The following is a 16,518-nucleotide window of genomic DNA, read 5'->3' as shown; positions in this document are numbered from 1 at the left end:
ACCCGGCCGCCGACCGCTGGACTCAGGCGGGCGCGCACAGCACCGCGCACCCGCCACCGTCCGACGGCGTCCCCCACCGTCCTTGCGCATCCCTCATCAAGATTGTGTGCCGGTAGTGCGCCGACCTTGGTCATGGTCTAGACCAATCGAGGACCGGTCACGGGTCAGCGGTAGGACAGCACCCCGCCGGTCGCGGTGGTGCGGGTGTCCCAGCCGGCCGAGCCGAGCAGGCCGCCGTCCGGGGCGGGCGCGAGGTCGCCCAGGTCGACGTACCGGAGGCCCGGCGCCTTCACCAGGGAACTGCTCCAGGAGCCCGAGGCCGTGCGGCGGAACAGGAACGACCGCTGGTCGCCGGTGTAGGCGAACATCCAGAGTCCGCCCTTGCCGTCCGGGACGAACGAGCCGCTCTGGTGCCACGCCACGGTCTTGGGCAGCCGCTCCGAGCGCCAGCGCTTGCCGTCGAAGCGCAGCAGGTAGGCGTCGGTGCGCCACTCGGACCACAGGTTGGCGTTCACGGCCAGCCACAGCGTGCCCTTCGCGGCCATGAGCCTGCCGTAGGCGAGCTGGGCCTTGGCGGGGTCGCGCAGCGCGGCGGGGAGAGAGCCGCGCGGGTCGGGGACCGAGCGCCAGCGCTTGCCGTCGAAGCGTCCGGCGGCCTGCCCGCCGCCGCTCCGCCAGCCCACGGCCCACAGGTCCCTGGCCGAGCGCAGGTCGGCGCTCCAGACGACGAACGGCGTGGTCGTCCTCTTCCAGCCGCGCGGGGTGCCGTGCCAGGCGACGGGGCGGCGGTCCGTCGGCCCGTCGGTCCCGAAGATCCACACGTCCCGGGGGCCCACGACCGTCACGGCGGTCACGACCGTGTTCCCGAGCGCCTGAACGGCCTTCCACCGTTTGCCGTCGAAGCGCATCGCGACGGGCTGCCCGTTCTTGGTGCGGAGCGTGGCGGCCCACACGTCGTGGGCCGAACTCGCGTCGGCGGCGACGATCTCACCGCGTGCCTGCGACGGCAGCGCGACCTGCCGCCAGGCGGATCCGTCGCGTCGGAACGCGGTGGCGCGGCCGTCCTGGTAGCTGCGGCCGCCGAAGGCCCAGGTGGTCTTGCCCACCGTCAGCAGCCGGGACCCGTTGCGCAGTGACGCGTGCTGGACGGAGGCCCGCCAGGCAGGGCTCGTCGCGGCCTGCGCGGCCGGGACGGTCGGCAACGTGGCGGTGACGGCTCCCGCCGTCGCCAGGGCCAGAGCAGTCGTTCTCAAAGGGGTTCTCCGATCTTGGTGCTCGCCCCTCACCCTGGCTGAAACGATCTTTGCGCGCCTGAGTACGAATACTCATATCCAGCGGAAACGGGATGCCACCACGGACTGCCCTGCTACGTCCGCACGCCGGGAGAGCAACTGGTCAACGCAGCCAGGGCCGAAGACGCCCCCTGGCAGAGGCGTGATGACTTCGATTTGCAGGTGCCCTCGGAGCACGAGTGGGACCCGGCTCTATGGAACGCCCTGGTGACCGAGGAACGACGACTACGGGATCGCCGCCGCTGCCCCTGAAGCCGTGTCGATCGCGGCACGTTGAGGGCAGGGTGACAACTGATGTGCAGGTCATGAGGGGGATTGGTGATCAAGTAGGTGATCGCGCCACGTGGTTCCACAAGCCCTTCAGGGCCGACGACGGGCTCATGTACTACCAAGACACCCCCTTCGCTGGCCGCGCCCGTGGTCTGGCGCGCGGCCAGGTCTTCACCCGCGAAGGCGACCTGTTGTCTCGGTGATGCAGGAGGGCCTCATTCGCGTCACTGACGCCTGAGGTGTCGTACGTGGATGGTCTGGGACGGGGGCACGTGCGGTGGTCAGGTTAGGGCGGGGGGCAGGCGACCCAGCCCAGCCGGACGGTCGGGCCCGGGGTCTTGCTGGTGGAGCTGACGTGGACCGTGCGGGACGGACGCCGTGACTGGAGCGCTCCAATGGGACGCCGGTCGTAGCGGAACTCCCCGTCGTGGTCGTCCTCGACGATCCAGCCCAGGGTCTCGTCCGCTTAGGCCAGTTCGGCCCGGCGCGACGACGACATGCTCGTTCCGAGGGGAACTGGTGCGCGGGGGTGCACACGGCGACCTTGGCGTCCAGCGTGGTGTGGGAGAGGCCCTTCGCGTCGACCGGAATGTCGGCGACCTGGAGCTTCGCGGCCGTGATCGTGACGTGGTCGCCGATGGCGGGCGTCTCCATGCCGACCGTGCGGACGCCGAGCTCGGCGAACACGTCCGCCAGCAGGTGGAGCGCCTGCGTGTACCCGGAGCAGATCAGCAGGTGGGCCGGGGAGCGACGCGGACGCCCCGAACCCGGGCGAGGTAGGCGGCCAGTGTCGTCCTCAACCTGGGTTTCGCCGAAGCCGAACGCGTCCGCCGGGGCCTCTCGCAGGACGTGCCGGACGGCGCCGGACCAGGCGGCGCGCGGAACGGCCCGGGTGTCGGGACGTCCCGGGACCAGGTCGTGGCGGACGGAAGTGGGGCGCGGCACGATTCCGGACCAGCGGGGCCGGGGCGGCGGCGCCCGCGGCGACGCGTGTGCCGGAACCGGACCGCGCCGTCAGCCAGCCTTCGGCGACGAGCCGTCTCGTCAGAGCTTGTCGAACAAGGGGGCGTAGGTGGCTTCGTAGGGGCCTGCGGGGTCGTCGTGGCGGGTCTTCGGCTGGAAGTCGGGGACGGTGCGTCGCACGGCGGTGCGGAAGCGTTCGATGAGCCGCTCGTTCGGCGGCGGGGTGATGTCCAGGAGGACGAGGAGTTCGGCGCGGTGTTCGGGGAAGTCCGGCTGGTCCTCGAGGAGGTCGTTTTCGGACTCCTCGACCGTCCAGCCGTATCCGAGGTCGCGCCAGTAGGGCAGGACGGCGATGAGCGTGACGGCCTCGGTGAGGTCGGCGGCGATGAGGGACGCCCCGCCCTCGGAGTCGGCGTAGAGGACGGGACCGTCCACGCCGCCGCAGAGGAAGAACGAGCCGCCCGCGCCGTCCCCCGCGATCGGGGTCAGGGACGTTCCGGACGCGAGGAAGAGGTCCTCGACCGGATCGCGGCGCTCGATGTCGAAGTCGCCGGGCCAGGTGAGCAGGTCGGCGAGGTCGCGGTCACCCTCGATGCGCCGGAGCAGGGCCTCGTTGTCGGACATGTCGCACATCCTGCCCTGCCCCACCGACATCCGGGGGAAGGGTGGGCGAACTCTTCCGGCGGCCTGTTCCGGTCGGGGACATGATCATTGTCGGTGGGGGCCGGTAGGCTGTTCGCAGCGTTGGGCGTTCGCGCGACGCGCGGGACGGGGTTGGGGTTCCGGTGAGACGGGCCACAAAACCGCAGGTCAAAAATATCTTGCTGATTTCCCGCGGAGCGCCGTACGCTCGCTGTGAACATTCGGCAGTCGAACGACTGGATCTTGGTCCGGCGGTCGGCACGAGAACCAGGAAGGTGGTGTGTGGTCCGGTGAAGAACACGATCTCGATGAGCATGTGGCAGAGCGGGATCGCTCCCTGCCCGGCGTTCTCGGCCGCCTATGCCGGCGCCACCGCCCTCTCCGTCCCCACCGGGATTCTCGGTGACATGGCGAAACTCGGCGGCGGTGTCAAGCGGACGATCAGCAGGATCGCGACCGATCTCGAGGGCTTCGGCCTGTTCGGGTTCGGGCTGCGACTGCGCGGTCTGATGCAGCAGGTGTCCCGTGATGAGCAGGGGCGCAGTGTCCTCGCAGCCGAACCCGCGGGAAGCGCTCAGCGCACCGCTCCGGCCACGACCCACGTGAACGTCACCTCCCCGGAGGGCGACGAGTCGGGTCCGTACCCCCGGAGGCTACGACCGGTCTAGAACCAGACCGGCGAGCCCCCGGGCCGCGGATTCCGACACCGGAATCCGCGGCCTTTCTCTTTGTCCAGACAGACCCGACGACACGAACCCGTTGAGATCCAACGAGAGGAAACAGGGTGACCGTGATGCAGGGGGCCCTCGCGATGAGCGAAGAGGACCTCACTCTGCCCTGCCGGACCGACCCGGAGCTCTTCTTCGCCGAGGCACCCGCCGACGTCGAGCTCGCCAAGGCGCTCTGCCTGGAGTGCCCGCTCCGCCGCGAGTGCCTCGCCGGAGCGCTCGAGCGCAAGGAGCCCTGGGGTGTGTGGGGAGGCGAGCTGTTCGTCCGCGGCGTCGTCGTCCCGCGCAAGCGGCCGCGCGGCCGTCCCCGGAAGCACCCGCTTCCCGACCAGGTGACCGCGTGACCCGGCGATGACCACGATCCCGACCGTTCACATCGAGGCACAGGGCGGCGCGACCCTCGCGTCGCGCCGCCCCGTCCCCCAGGAGACCGAGATGAACTTGCTCAGCCAGGACCTTTCGCGCGAGCGAATACCCGCCGGGGTGGACGCGGCCGACGCCGCCGAACTCCGGGCGGCCCGGGTGCGGGCGATGCGCCGGGCCAAGCGTCAGGCGCAGTTCCGCGCCGCGCGCGTGAGCCGGGCCCTGCTGGCCCCGGCCCCGCGCCGTCCGCTCGACTGACCGAAACGGCCGCCGTCCCCGTCGGGGGCGGCGGCCCGGATGCCCAGCCGTCTCGGTGGTAGGCCCGATCCGTTCTTTCTTGGATGGTTTGGCGGGTTTGTGTGCCTCCCGATACGGCCGCCGCGCGCCCGGCTCTCCCTCTCGTTGGCCGGACGCGAAAAGGCGGGGCCGCGCACTACATCGGTGCGCGGCCCCGCTCTGCTTTCCCGATCCGCGCAGGCGACAGCCTCGCGCAGACGACGGGCTCGCGCAGGCGACGGGCTCGCGCAGGCGACGGGCACGCTCGGGCGACGGGCTCGCTCGGGCGACTGGTACGCGCAGACGACAGGCTCGCGTAGGTGACGGGCACGGTCGGGCGACGGGTTCGGTCAGGCGACGGGTTCGGCTTCCTCTTCCTCGTCGGCGAACCCGGCGACCCAGCGGAGGGACTCGGCGCGGGCGGGGATCTCGCATTCGAGCTGGCAGAGGACGCCCGTCCCGGCCGACAGGACGCGGTGGACGATCACGTACTCCGGCGGCAGGTTGAGCTGCCGGACGACGTTGGTCGGACGCAGGTCGGTGACGCGGGCCGCCATGTCGCGCAGCCACTCGCGGCTGAACCTGAAGGTCTCGGTGACGAACGGCTCGGTGATCGGGGCGAGGAACGCCTCAAGGCCCTCGATGTCGACATCGACGCCCTCGCGGATGAACTCCTCGTCGCGGAGCGCGGCCTCGATCTCGTCGATGTCGTCCAGGGTGCCGATGCGCAGCAGCCGGCCCATCCGGTACTGGAACTCCTCGGGGATGCGGTCCACCGCGCCGAAGTCGAGGACGCCGAGCCGGCCGTCCGGGAGCAGCCGGAAGTTGCCCGGGTGCGGGTCGCCGTGCAGCAGCCCGCACCGGCTCGGCCCGGACAGCAGGAACCGGCAGTACAGCAGCGCCGCGTGGTCCCGGGTGTCCTGGTCGCCGTCGCTGATGATCTTCGAGAGCGGGGTGCCGTCGATCCACTCGGTGACCAGGACGTCGCCCGCCTGCGCGACGACCTCGGGGATGTAGAAGTCGGGGTCGTCCGCCGGGAAGCCCTCGCGCATGAGCGTCTGCGACTCGGCCTCGATGGTGTAGTCGAGCTCCTCGACCACCCGCTCCTTGAGCTCGGTGAGCATCGACTTGACGTCCAGGCCGGGCATGAGCACGCCGAACAGCCGGCCGAGCCGGGCCAGCTGGTTGAAGTCGCTGATCAGCGCCTTGCCCGCGCCGGGGTACTGGACCTTGACGGCGACGTCCCGGCCGTCCTCCCAGATCGCGCGGTGCACTTGCCCGATGGACGCGGCGGCGGCCGGTTCGTCGTCGAACTCCTGGAAGCGGTCCCGCCAGTCCTCGCCGAGCCCCTCCGCCAGGACCCGGTGGACGGCCGAGGCGGGCAGCGGCGGCGCGGCCTCCTGGAGCCGGGTGAGAGTGGCCCGGTACGGCCCGGCGATCTCCGGCGGCAGCGCCGCCTCGAAGATCGAGAGCATCTGGCCCAGCTTCATCGCGCCGCCCTTGAGCTCCCCGAGCACCTTGAACAGCTGCTCGGCGGTGCGCTGCTGGATCTCCACGGCGACCGCCTCGGCGGACTTGCCGAAAGTGCGTTTCCCGACGCCCAGAGCGGTGCGCCCGGCGAAACCGAGCGGGAGGGACGCCAGCTTTGCGGACCGCGTCACCGCGCGGCGGGGAAGATCGCTCACGGCGACCATTGTCGGGGACGGCGGTCGTTCCCGCCACAACGATCCAGGACAAAGGGGGCGGCCGGATCCTGCCGCACCTCGACTACCTGCGAAGACGCTGTAAGTGTGCGCTTTCTCACGCGCGATGCCGCTATGCTGCCCGGCCCCTCACGGCCTCAGTGCCGCCCTCGCGGCGCCGGTGGGGGAGCGCGCGGTACGGTTCGGCCATGGCTGAAGATCGCGTCCTGCTGGTGGACCGCCGTCCGGACGGTGTCGCCGTCCTCACGCTGAACGACCCGTCCCGGCGCAACGCCATGTCGGACGAGATGACCGTCGCCTGGAGGGACGCGCTCACCGAACTGCGCGCCGACACCGGCCTGCGCTGCGTCGTCGTGACCGGCGCCGGAACCGCGTTCACCTCGGGCGGCGTGCTGTCCTGGCTCGCCGACACCAACGCGGCGGCGCTGCCCGAGCTGCGCGCCCGGATGACCGACTACTACCGGACCTGGCTGATGATCCGGGACCTGGAGGTCCCGACGATCGCCGCGGTCAACGGCCACGCGGTCGGCGCCGGACTCTGCCTCGCGCTCGCCTGCGACCTGCGCTACGCCGCCGCCGACGCCAAGCTCCTCGCGCCCTTCACCGCCCTCGGCCTGCACCCCGGCATGGCCGCGACCTGGCTCCTCCCGGAGGTCGCGGGCCTGCCGCTCGCGCGCGAGATGCTGCTCACCGGACGCGTCCTCACCGGGACCGAGGCCGCGGCGAACGGCCTGGTCAACCGGGCCGTCCCGCGCGAGGACGTCCTGGCCGAGGCCCTCGCCGTCGCGGACCGCGTCGCCGCGCAGGCCCCGATCGCCACCCGCCTCACCAAGGCCGCCCTCGCGAACGGCGGCCACCCCGACATGGCGACCGCCCTCCGCTGGGAGGCCCTCGCCCAGCCCCTCACGATGACCACCGACGACATGGTCGAGGGCCTCACCGCCCAGCGCGAGAAGCGGACCCCGAAGTTCACCGGCCGCTGATCGATCACCCGCGCCCGTCGCGGCGCGGGGGGACGGTCAGCGGGAGGCGGGCTCGGGCCTGCGGTCCGCCGCGACGTGCTCGGCGAGGTAGTCCTCCCAGGTGCGGGTGCCGCGGAGTGCGCCCTCGCGGGCGAGGTTGAGACCGGACCGGTAGGCGCGGCCGATCTTGCCCGGCATCGGGACGGGCAGCCGCGGCCGGCGCTTCCCCGCGGCGGCGAGGTAGCCGGTGAGCAGCTCGGGCAGGGTGAGGTCGGCCGGTCCGGCGAGGTCGGGGACCAGGCCGGACGGCTCGCCGAGGGCGAGTTCGGCCAGCCGGGCGGCGACGTCCCGCTCGTCCACGGGCTGGAAGCGCAGCGCGCCCGGGGCCGGGACGACCGGCATCTTCGCCATCTTCTCCACGATGCCGAGGACCAGGCTGTGGAACTGGGCGGGACGCAGCGTCGTCCAGGGCACGCCCGAACCGGCGACGGCCCGCTCGGACGCGAGTTTCGTGCGCAGCCACGCGACCGGGACGTCCTCGACCCCGGTGACCGAGACGTACACCAGGTGCCGGGCGCCCGCCCGCTTCGCGGCCCCGGCGAGGTTGCCGGTCGCGACGTCGTCGCCCTTCGGGCCGCCCGCCAGGTGGACGATGATCTCCGCTCCGGCGACGGCCTCGTCGATCCCGTCGCCCTGGAGCAGGTCGCATGCCACGTACTCGACGCCGTCCGCGGCCGGGCGGGCGTGCCGGGTGAGCACCCGCACCGGGTGTCCCGCGTCCCGCAGCCGGGGGACGAGCAGGGAGCCGAGCGTCCCGGTGCCGCCGGTGACCAGAATCGGTGCCGTCATGACTTTTCTCCGTTCCGAGGGGACGGTGGCGGTTTCGCCCCGTCTACCCGGATGACGGATCGAACGGAATCGGTGTGACAGGGCGGTCCCGCGAGGACGGTCATCCGACTCCCACCTGGCCACACGTCCGGAGGCCCGCCCAGACGTCCGCCAGGGGCCTCCAGCGGTGTGCGGCAGGGGCCCGGCGGGTGCGATCTCTCGTCACGCTCCGTACGTATTTCGGTCAGACCGAATTCCCGGAAAATCCTTCCGGCGTGTTGTCCAGGGTGCCGGGAAGGGGGTGGCAGACGGCTCCCGGGCGGGGAAAACATCGGTTCTGAGCTGGGAAAACGGCCAACCCCCCCTGTGGCGGGCGCAAAGTTTTGGGTACGGTTCTTGCGTGCCCCCAAACGTTGAGGTCCGCCGGAGCAGCAGACGTCGGCGGACGGTGTCCGCATATCGGGACGGGGACAAGGTCGTGGTCATGCTGCCGTCCCGGCTCAGCAAGGCGGAAGAGGAGCAGTGGATCGCGACCATCCTCCAGCGGCTCGCTGATCGTGAGCGCCGCCGCCGTCCCAGCGACTCCGATCTGGAGACGCGCGCGCACGAGCTGTCCCGGCGCTACCTGGACGGCCGGGCCGTCCCGGCGAGCGTCCGGTGGGTGGAGAACCAGCGCACCCGCTGGGGATCCTGCACCCCGGACGACGGGACGATCCGCCTCTCCACCCGGCTCCGCGGGATGCCGTCCTGGGTCGTGGACTACGTCCTGGTCCACGAACTGGCCCACCTTCTCGTCCCCGGGCACGGCGCCGACTTCTGGGAACTCGTCGCCCACTACCCCAAGGCCGACCGCGCCCGCGGCTACCTGGAGGGCGTCGCCGCCGCGGCCCACCTCCCCATGGAGTCCGGCGCGTCCGACGAGGACGATCTCCGCCACGGGGTGGCCGGTTGACCGGCAGCCCGCAGGCCGAGCCGTTTCCGCAGGTCGAGACCGCCGCCCAGGCCGAGGCGCACGAGCAGAACGTGCCGTTCGCACGGGGTGAGCCGCGCGAGCAGGCCGAGGCGTTCGCGCGGGACGAGGAAGATGAGCGGGAGTACTCGCCGGTGCGGGCCGTCCGGTATGCGGGGGTTCTGGCGGTGCGGTCGTCCGGTGGGGACGCGCAGCCGCCGCCCGGCGTGGACGCCGAGGAGTACCGGCTCGCCCTGCTCGAGGACACCTACGAGGTCGTCGCGGGCCTGGAACTGGTGACCGCCGCGCTCGTCCTCGATCCGCCGGACCAGCCCGACGTCGAGGCGCTGACCTGGCCCGGGACCCCGATCGTCCGCGAGCCGACCCTGCCCGGCGCGTTCGCCGCGCTGCACGCGCTCGGCGCGACCGAGGCCGCGCTGCTCTCCCCGGACGCTCCTGATCTTCCGCCGCTGCTGCTCGGCAAGCTGTTCCGCGCCCTCGGGCAGGCCCCGGCCGCCGCCTGCCAGTCCGCGGGGGGAGGGATCGTCGCGCTGGCGGCCCGGCTGCCCCTGCCGTCCTGGCTCGCGGACGCCCTGACCAGCACGGATCTGGACGTCCCGGACGCGCTGTCCCGGCTCCGCGCCGCCGCTCCGCGGCACGGCCGGATCCCGCAGGGCCCGAGCTGGCACCGCCTGCGCACCCCCGCGGACGTCGCGCTCCTCGATCCCCGCCTGGAGGGCTGGGAGTCGACCCGCGCCCTCCTGGAAGGCCGCCCCGTCGCCTGACACCCGGCCCCGGCCGGGTGCGCGCTGATCAGCTCGACGCCCAAGCCTCCGACCACGCCGACGCTCAGCCGTCCCGAACCCCGGCCGCCCGCGTGCCGGGCGGCTCGTTGGCGGACGCTAGCGTCTAGGACTCGGTCGCGGGCTTGGGCGCTTGGGCGAGGGCGTCCGGCGGCTAGTGGGTGGTGCGGGCGGCGGTGACCAGGGCGCGGACGACATCGTCGGTCGGTTCGGGGAGGGCGTCCACGGAGAACCAGCGGAGATCGTCCGACTCGTCGCTTCGCTCGGCGCGCGCGCCGGACGGCGCGACCGCCACGTACTGGACGTCCAGGTGCCAGGAGCCCTCGGGGTGGCAGCGCACCAGGTGCCGGTCGAGCCGCAGCGGGCCCGGCGACAGGACGAGGCCGGGGATCCCGGACTCCTCGGTGGCCTCGCGCAGCGCCGCGTCCGCGAGCGTGGCGTCGCCCGGCTCGCAGTGCCCGCCGAGCTGGAGCCACCGCTTGACCTTCGCGTGCAGGGTCAGCAGCACGTGGGAGCGCGACGCGTCCAGGACGAGGGTGCTCGCCGTGATGTGACCAGGAACACACTCGCGCCACGTGCCGTCCGGGTGGGCGGCCAGGTGATCGAGGAACGCGTCGCGGACGCGGCCTTGCCCGGCGTCCGGCGCCGTCCACGCCGACAGGACGCGGACGGCGTCGGCGTGCACCGACGGCGTCGGGGGAGCGGTCACACCCGCCCCACCCGCGGGTAGCGGGAGTCGGTGCGCTGGTGGCGGCGGCGTTCCTGGTCGCTGGGGCGCTGCCAGCACAGGGCCGTGCGGGACGTCCGGCGGCGGATCACGGCGGCCCGGGACGGGGTCAGCGAGCAGCCGTGGACGTGGGAGGCGGGACGGCCCGTGTTCATGCGCCCGGCTCCGCGTCGCCCTTGCCCTGGTCCTTGCCGTTCTCGCCCTCGCCGTCCTCGTCGGACGGCTTCTCGGACGGCCGCTGCTCGGTGAGCGCGGACAGGTCGGCGTCCGACAGGCCCGGCGCATCGGGGTCGCCGTGGACGTAGGAGTCGGGGTCGGTGAGATCGTCGGCGGTGGGCAGCAGGTCGGGGTGCTCCCAGATCGCGTCCCGGCCGTCCGCGCCGCGGACGTCGGTGAGCGTGCGCCACAGCGCCCCGGCCTCGCGCAGCCGCCGGGGCCGCAGCTCCAGGCCGACGAGGGTGGCGAAGGTGCGCTCGGCGGGGCCGCCGGTCGCGCGCCGCCGCCGGACGGCCTCGGCGAGCTTGACCGCCTCGGGCAGCCGGCCGTCGGCGACCCGGTTGACGACCGTGTCGACCCAGCCCTCGACCAGCGCGAGCGTGGTCTCCAGGCGGGCGAGCGCGGCCTTCTGCTGCGGGGTCTCGGCGGGCGTCAGGGAGATCCCGTCGCCGAGCGCCTCCTGGAGGGCCTCGGGGTTGGACAGGTCCAGCCCGGAGACGGCCTGCTCGATCCCGGACAGGTCGACGGTGATGCCGCGCGCGTAGTCCTCGACGGCGCCGAGCAGGTGCGTCCGCAGCCACGGGACGTGCGCGAACAGCCGCTGGTGGGCGGCCTCGCGCAGCGCCAGGTACAGCCGGACCTCGTCCTCGGAGACCTCGAGGCCGTCGCCGAACGCGGTGACGGCGGCGGGCAGCAGCGCGCCGACCCCGGCGGGGGCGAGCGGCAGGCCCACGTCGCTGGAGGAGGTGACCTCCTTGGCGAGCGCGCCGAGCGCCTGCCCGGTCTGGCCGCCGACCATGGCCCCGGCCATCTGCCGGACCATCCCGATCAGCGGGCCGGCCATCGCCTGCATCTCGGCCGGGACGTCCTCGCCGAGGCCGCCGCCGAGGGCGCCGCCCATCGACTCGACCATCCGGGACGCGATCGGGTCGCAGACCTTCTCCCAGACGGGGAGGGTGTTCTCGATCCACTCGGACCGGCTCCACGCCTGCGGGGAGCGGATCCCGGCGGGCAGCGTGGTGCCCTCGTCCAGCCACAGGTCGGCCAGGCGGAGCGCCTCGACGACCTTGGTGCGCTCGGAGTCCAGGACGGACGGGTCGCCGCCGTCCTCGACCACGGTGTGGCGTGCGATGTTCTTGGCAAGGTCCCAGTTCAGGGGGCCGCCGGAACCGGCCCCCGGCGCGCCCTGGGTGCCGATCATGTCGGCGAAGCGGTGCAGCATGTCGGCGAACTGCCGCATGTCGCCCATGTCGCCGCCCATGTCGCCGCCCATGCCGCCGCCCATCCCGCCGAACGGGTCCCGGGGCTTGTCGTCGTCGCCGTCGCCGGGACGGTTGAAGCCGAACGGAGTGTCATTCATCGGTTTGCCCCCGGCATGCATGATGGGCTCATATCCGCAACGTTAGCCGGTCCCGGCGAGGTCGCGTACACAGAGAAGGGGGCGCTCCCGTGGCAACGGGCAAGGTTCGCCCTCGGCGTAGCAAGGGCCCGGTCGTCGCCGTCACCGGCGCGGCGTCGGGCGCGGGGCGGCTGCTGGCCGCCCGGCTCGCCGAGCGTGAGGAGATCCGCAAGGTCGTGGCCGTCGACGGCCACCGCGGCGACGTGCCGGGGGCGACCTGGCGGGTCGTGGACATCCGTGACCCGCTGCTGTCGAACCGGCTCTCGGACGTGGACGTGATCGTCAACCTCGACATCGAGCGCTCGCCCGACCTGGACGCCAAGGAGCGCCGCACCCACAACGTCCGGGGCGCCCAGACCGTGGTGACGGCCGCGGCGGCGGCCCGGGTCCGCCGGGTGGTGCTGGTCACGAGCGCGATGGTCTACGGCGCGCTGGCCGACAACGAGGTCCCGCTGCGCGAGGACGCGCCGCTGCTCGCCGAGGCCACCGAGTCCATCGCGGGCGACTACCTGGAGATCGAGGACCTCGCCGCGTCCTCCGCCGCGAGCCATCCGGGGCTGGCGGTCACGGTCGTTCGTCCGGCCGCGCTGGTCGGCCCGGGCGTCGACACGGTCGTGACCAGGCATTTCGAGGCCCCGCGGCTGCTGACGGTCAAGGGCAGCGAGCCCGCCTGGCAGTTCTGCCACGTCGAGGACCTGGCGTCCGCGCTGGAGACGGTCGTGGTGGAGGACCTGCCCGGCCCGATCGCGGTCGGCTGCGACGGCTGGCTCGGCATGGACGAGGTCGCCGAGATCACCGGCAAGCGCGGCTTCGAGCTGCCCGCCGCGGTGACCTTCGGCATGGCGCAGCGCCTGCACCGCCTGGGCATGACCCCGGCGCCCGCCACCGACCTGCACTACGTCGCCTACCCCTGGGTCGTGGACGCCGCGCGCCTGCGCGCCGCCGGGTGGAAGCCCGCCTACGACAACGCGACGGCCCTGCGCGTCCTGATGGAGGAGACCGCCGGGCGCCACGCCGTCGTCGGACGCCGCGTGGGCGGCAAGGAGGCCACGATGGCCACCGCGGCCGGAGCAACGGTCGCCGCCATCGGCGCCGCCGCCGCGATCCGCCGCGCACGCCGCCGTCGTCGCGTCTGACCAGCGGTTTCTGGGGCGACATGCGGGTTCGGTCGTGCTTCCGGCAGGGGGCGGGGCCGGTGAGAATGCCGGTATGGACGCGGGTGGGGGCCGGCTGCGGCTGATCGGGGATTCGGCGGACGTCGCGGACGCCGCGTCCTGGGTCGTGGACGGGATGGGGGAGTTCGCGGCCGGGGTCCGGGGGCTCGTTCCGGCGGGCTTCGAGGCTTATGTGCGGATCCTGCATCCGGCCTGGTCGGCGGCGGAGCGGGCCGTCCGGTGGTCGGAGATCGCGCACGGGGCGGGGACGGGCGTCTCCTCCGCGACGCGCTTCGAGGAGCTGGCCGCGAGGACGTCCCGGGACATCTGGGACGAGGAGCCCCGGATGGGGGAGCTGCCCGCGTCCGAGCTGGCGGCGCTCGTGCCGGTTCTGGCGGCGCACACCGGCACGCCCGGATCCTGCTGGTTCTGCTTGTGGGACGGCTGGGGCTGGATTCCCGGCGAGGTCTTCGCGTCCGCCCCGCGGGTGCGCCTGCCCCACCGCGACTACCTGCTCTTCGCGGGCCCCCTGGACGCGGCCACCGAGCTGGGGCAGCGCGGGGACGGCTACTTCCTCCCGCAGTCGCCGAACCTCTTTTGGCCGGACGATCACAGCTGGTGCGCGGCGACCGAGGTCGATCTCGACTCGACGTATGTGGGCGGCTCGTCCGGGCTCATCGGCGCGCTCCTGAGCGACGACCGGATCGAGGGCGTCCCGGTGACCCCCGACGACCGCGTCGGCTGATCACCGAAGCGTGGCCCAGCCGAAACGCGCGGGCGTGGCCCGGCCGGGTGAGGGGCCGGGCCGGCTGGGCGTCAGCCGCCGCGTTTGCAGGCGGCGATCCGGACGGTCTTGCCGATGGACCTGCCCTTGGCGTGCGACGGGCGGTAGCCGGGAGGAGCGGTGACGTCCGCGATGGCGACGCCCGTGTAGTCCTGGCGGGCGACGCACCGGCGGGCCGCGTTCTGGGTGACGGACGTCTTGCCCGCGTTGGCCTTCACGGGGCTCTGCCGGTACAGCCGGCCGTGCTTGTAGAGCCCGACGCGGATGCTGATCCGGGCCACCGCGTGGTCGCACTTCACCGAGCCGACGGCGTTGACCATGCCGCGGTTCGCGGCGTCCGCGTGGTGGGAGTGGTGCGGGTTGCGGGCCGCGAGCGCGCAGTGGATGACCTGGGACCCGGCGGCGTGCGTCCGGGTCCCGGCGTCCTGCTTGAGGGTGATGACCGTCGTCTCCGGGTTCGTGCCGGTGTCCGCGTTCGCCGTGCCGGTGAGTGCCAGGGGGGCCAGCGCGACGGCGGCCCCCGCGAACGCCCCCATGGCCAGCTTGGTGATCCGCTTCATCTCTCCCCTTCGGTGGTCGAATTTCCCGCTCGACAACTTAGAGCTTCAGGATCGTCGCTGAAAGTGACGGACGCTTGCGGAGATCTCACCCCGAAGGCCGCCGCCGCGGGGCGGTTCGCCTATGCCGAACGAGCGCTGGTCTATGTCGCGGGGCGGGTGGGTGGTGCCGGACGCACCCCGTGGGGCGATCGGGAAGCTGGCTCTCGAGGGTGAAGCGCGTTCGGAGCCGTGCTTCCTAGCGTGAGGGCCTCGCGATGGAGGGAACACGAATGATCAAGCACAAGCGCGTGCTGTGCGGGGCGCTCGCCGTGACGGCCGCGGCGGGTGTCGCGGTGGTCGCACCCGTGGACGGGCGGACGGGCCGCCGGGCCGCCGCCGAGTCCCGCACGACGGACGCGTCCACGGTCCGCCTGCGGGAGATCATGCGGCGGCTGACGACGGCCGACGGCGCGCCCGGAGCGCTGATGGAGATCCGGGACCGTCGGGGGAACAGGACGGTCCTGACCAGCGGTGTCGCGGACGTGAAGAGCGGCGCGCCCATGCGCGGCGACGTCAGCTTCCGGATCGGCAGCATGACCAAGCCGTTCGTGGCGACGGTCGTCCTCCAGCTGGTGGCGGAGCACCGGGTCGTCCTCGACGCGCCGGTGGAGCGCTACCTGCCGGGCGTCGTCCGCGGGCACGGCAACGACGGGCGGAGGATCACCGTCCGGCAGTTGCTGCAGCACACCAGCGGGGTGCCCGACTATCTCTCCTTCTTCGACCTGAAGGAGGTGATCCGTGACCCGCTGGCCCACTACGACGTCCGTGACCTGGTGAAACTCGCGCTGGCCCATCCGCCGACCTTCAAGCCCGGCAAGGGGTGGCGCTACTCCAACACCAACTACCTGCTCGCGGGGATGCTCATCGAGCGCGTGACCGGCCGTTCCTTCGGGGACGAGATCCGGCAGCGGATCATCGTGCCCTTGAAGCTGAGGCAGACCCGCGTCCCGGGCGACGACGCGACGATCCCCGGCCCGCACCCGCGCGGTTACGTCCGTCCGGGGCCGGACGCGCCGCTCACGGACATCACCGAGTTCAACCCGTCGGTCGCAAGCTCGGGCGGCGGGATGATCTCCGGTACGACCGACCTCAACCGCTTCCTGGACGCCCTGGTCCGCGGCAGGCTCCTGCCTCCGGCCCAGTTGCGGCAGATGATGAGGACGCGTCCGACCGGCGACTCCGGCGGCCGCGCCTACGGACTCGGCCTGGAGAGCCACCCCCTGCCCTGCGGCGGCCTCTACTGGCGGCACGGCGGTGACATCCTCGGCTTCGAGGCCCTGGGCGGCGTCACGACGTCCGGACGGCAGGCGACGGTCATGGTGAACCTCGACCCGGGCGGCCTGCCCGCGCAGGAGGACGACATGGAGAAGGCCGTCGAGACCGCCCTCTGCGCCTAGGGAACCGTGCGGGGGTGGGGTACGTTGTACGGGTCGTAAGCGTATGTCGTACACCTACGAGGGTGGATTCATGGCCATTCGCTCGGAACATGACCTGTCGGAGTTCCTGGTCGCCTACACGCGGGACATGGTCGAGCCGGACGAGGACCCGGCCGAGGTCCTCGCCCGCTACTTCGTCCCCGACTTCGAGTACTGCAACGACGGGCTCGTCATCAACCGGGAGCGGATGCTGGCCCACGTCCGCGGCCTGCGGAAACGCGTCACACCGTCGGACGTGGGGTCGGTCGACGTCCACGAGGCCGTGCTGTCGGGCGACCGCTTCGCCGTCCGCTACACGCTGGACGTCACGACGGGCAAGGGCGGCGACTTCCGCTCGGAGATCTACATGTTCGGCCACCTCGCGGCGGACGGGCGGATCCACCGCGTCGACCAGACCACGAGGGATCTGCTCAAGAAGGACTGA

General features: G+C 72.7%; 19 protein-coding genes. 11 read left to right on the top strand and 8 right to left on the bottom strand.

Annotated features, from left to right (window positions below; genetic code table 11):
• Positions 1–164: 164 nt before the first annotated feature.
• On the bottom strand, positions 165–1,253 hold the full coding sequence (locus P696_RS0120865; protein ID WP_026413850.1) for a hypothetical protein: 1,089 nt from the start codon (positions 1,251–1,253) through the stop codon (positions 165–167).
• 233 nt (positions 1,254–1,486) lie between these two features.
• Here P696_RS0120865 and P696_RS59370 point away from each other — a divergent pair, with 233 nt between their 5' ends.
• A complete protein-coding gene (locus P696_RS59370) occupies positions 1,487–1,765 on the top strand; it encodes a hypothetical protein (RefSeq protein WP_425394159.1) in 279 nt (92 codons plus the stop codon).
• Between the two features lie 841 nt (positions 1,766–2,606).
• On the opposite strand, the gene P696_RS52710 is transcribed toward P696_RS59370, so the two are convergent.
• Positions 2,607–3,149, bottom strand: coding sequence for a hypothetical protein (locus P696_RS52710; protein ID WP_157429820.1), 543 nt, complete (start codon positions 3,147–3,149; stop codon positions 2,607–2,609).
• Positions 3,150–3,457: 308 nt separating this feature from the next.
• Here P696_RS52710 and P696_RS0120850 point away from each other — a divergent pair, with 308 nt between their 5' ends.
• The 3 genes from P696_RS0120850 (at position 3,458) to P696_RS0120840 (ending at position 4,516) form a co-directional block, all read left to right on the top strand.
• The gene (locus tag P696_RS0120850; RefSeq protein WP_026413849.1) at positions 3,458–3,835 is read left to right on the top strand and encodes a hypothetical protein; all 378 of its coding nucleotides are present in this window, start codon (positions 3,458–3,460) and stop codon (positions 3,833–3,835) included.
• 125 nt (positions 3,836–3,960) lie between these two features.
• Complete coding sequence (locus P696_RS0120845) at positions 3,961–4,239, top strand: WhiB family transcriptional regulator (protein WP_051467986.1); 279 nt, start codon at positions 3,961–3,963, stop codon at positions 4,237–4,239.
• 7 nt (positions 4,240–4,246) lie between these two features.
• Positions 4,247–4,516 (top strand): hypothetical protein, encoded by a 270-nt coding sequence (locus P696_RS0120840; protein ID WP_026413847.1) that lies wholly within the window; start codon positions 4,247–4,249, stop codon positions 4,514–4,516.
• Between the two features lie 368 nt (positions 4,517–4,884).
• Here P696_RS0120840 and P696_RS0120835 read toward each other — a convergent pair whose 3' ends face one another.
• Positions 4,885–6,219 carry an ABC1 kinase family protein gene (locus P696_RS0120835; protein WP_026413846.1) on the bottom strand — a complete coding sequence of 445 codons (1,335 nt, stop codon included), beginning with the start codon at positions 6,217–6,219 and terminating at the stop codon, positions 4,885–4,887.
• 206 nt (positions 6,220–6,425) lie between these two features.
• On the opposite strand from P696_RS0120835, the gene P696_RS0120830 reads away from it, so the two are divergent.
• On the top strand, positions 6,426–7,220 hold the full coding sequence (locus tag P696_RS0120830) for an enoyl-CoA hydratase/isomerase family protein (RefSeq protein WP_026413845.1): 795 nt from the start codon (positions 6,426–6,428) through the stop codon (positions 7,218–7,220).
• Positions 7,221–7,256: 36 nt separating this feature from the next.
• On the opposite strand, the gene P696_RS0120825 is transcribed toward P696_RS0120830, so the two are convergent.
• Positions 7,257–8,048 carry an SDR family oxidoreductase gene (locus P696_RS0120825; protein WP_026413844.1) on the bottom strand — a complete coding sequence of 264 codons (792 nt, stop codon included), beginning with the start codon at positions 8,046–8,048 and terminating at the stop codon, positions 7,257–7,259.
• 379 nt (positions 8,049–8,427) lie between these two features.
• Here P696_RS0120825 and P696_RS0120820 point away from each other — a divergent pair, with 379 nt between their 5' ends.
• Positions 8,428–8,979: a M48 metallopeptidase family protein gene (locus P696_RS0120820; RefSeq protein WP_245627751.1), complete on the top strand. Its 552-nt coding sequence runs from the start codon at positions 8,428–8,430 to the stop codon at positions 8,977–8,979.
• Positions 8,976–9,761, top strand: coding sequence for a hypothetical protein (locus P696_RS0120815; protein ID WP_245627750.1), 786 nt, complete (start codon positions 8,976–8,978; stop codon positions 9,759–9,761). The genes P696_RS0120820 and P696_RS0120815 overlap by 4 nt, the downstream gene beginning before the upstream one ends.
• 172 nt (positions 9,762–9,933) lie before the next feature.
• On the opposite strand, the gene P696_RS0120810 is transcribed toward P696_RS0120815, so the two are convergent.
• From P696_RS0120810 to P696_RS0120800, 3 genes are read right to left on the bottom strand one after another with little or no spacing between them, the layout of a single operon-like run.
• Positions 9,934–10,488, bottom strand: coding sequence for an NUDIX hydrolase (locus P696_RS0120810; protein ID WP_034486048.1), 555 nt, complete (start codon positions 10,486–10,488; stop codon positions 9,934–9,936).
• A complete protein-coding gene (locus P696_RS56090; RefSeq protein ID WP_157429819.1) occupies positions 10,485–10,661 on the bottom strand; it encodes a hypothetical protein in 177 nt (58 codons plus the stop codon). The genes P696_RS0120810 and P696_RS56090 overlap by 4 nt, the downstream gene beginning before the upstream one ends.
• A complete protein-coding gene (locus tag P696_RS0120800) occupies positions 10,658–12,082 on the bottom strand; it encodes a zinc-dependent metalloprotease (protein ID WP_026413840.1) in 1,425 nt (474 codons plus the stop codon). The genes P696_RS56090 and P696_RS0120800 overlap by 4 nt, the downstream gene beginning before the upstream one ends.
• 89 nt (positions 12,083–12,171) lie before the next feature.
• Between P696_RS0120800 and P696_RS0120795 the strand changes: the two genes are divergently transcribed.
• Together P696_RS0120795 and P696_RS46990 are read left to right on the top strand one after the other, a co-directional pair.
• Positions 12,172–13,257, top strand: coding sequence for an NAD-dependent epimerase/dehydratase family protein (locus tag P696_RS0120795; RefSeq protein ID WP_026413839.1), 1,086 nt, complete (start codon positions 12,172–12,174; stop codon positions 13,255–13,257).
• Positions 13,258–13,330: 73 nt separating this feature from the next.
• Positions 13,331–14,020 carry a hypothetical protein gene (locus tag P696_RS46990; RefSeq protein ID WP_034486045.1) on the top strand — a complete coding sequence of 230 codons (690 nt, stop codon included), beginning with the start codon at positions 13,331–13,333 and terminating at the stop codon, positions 14,018–14,020.
• Between the two features lie 71 nt (positions 14,021–14,091).
• Here the strand turns inward: P696_RS46990 and P696_RS0120785 are convergent, their stop codons facing one another.
• Positions 14,092–14,619 (bottom strand): hypothetical protein, encoded by a 528-nt coding sequence (locus tag P696_RS0120785; RefSeq protein ID WP_026413838.1) that lies wholly within the window; start codon positions 14,617–14,619, stop codon positions 14,092–14,094.
• Positions 14,620–14,888: 269 nt separating this feature from the next.
• On the opposite strand from P696_RS0120785, the gene P696_RS0120780 reads away from it, so the two are divergent.
• Both P696_RS0120780 and P696_RS0120775 read left to right on the top strand, forming a co-directional pair.
• Positions 14,889–16,055, top strand: coding sequence for a serine hydrolase domain-containing protein (locus tag P696_RS0120780; RefSeq protein WP_026413837.1), 1,167 nt, complete (start codon positions 14,889–14,891; stop codon positions 16,053–16,055).
• A gap of 70 nt (positions 16,056–16,125) precedes the next feature.
• Positions 16,126–16,518 carry a hypothetical protein gene (locus tag P696_RS0120775; RefSeq protein ID WP_026413836.1) on the top strand — a complete coding sequence of 131 codons (393 nt, stop codon included), beginning with the start codon at positions 16,126–16,128 and terminating at the stop codon, positions 16,516–16,518.

The sequence above is a fragment of the Actinomadura oligospora ATCC 43269 genome, from assembly GCF_000518265.1.
Classification (GTDB): domain Bacteria; phylum Actinomycetota; class Actinomycetes; order Streptosporangiales; family Streptosporangiaceae; genus Spirillospora; species Spirillospora oligospora.
Note: the sequence above shows the minus strand (reverse complement) of the source record. Positions and strands in the feature narration are given on the sequence as shown.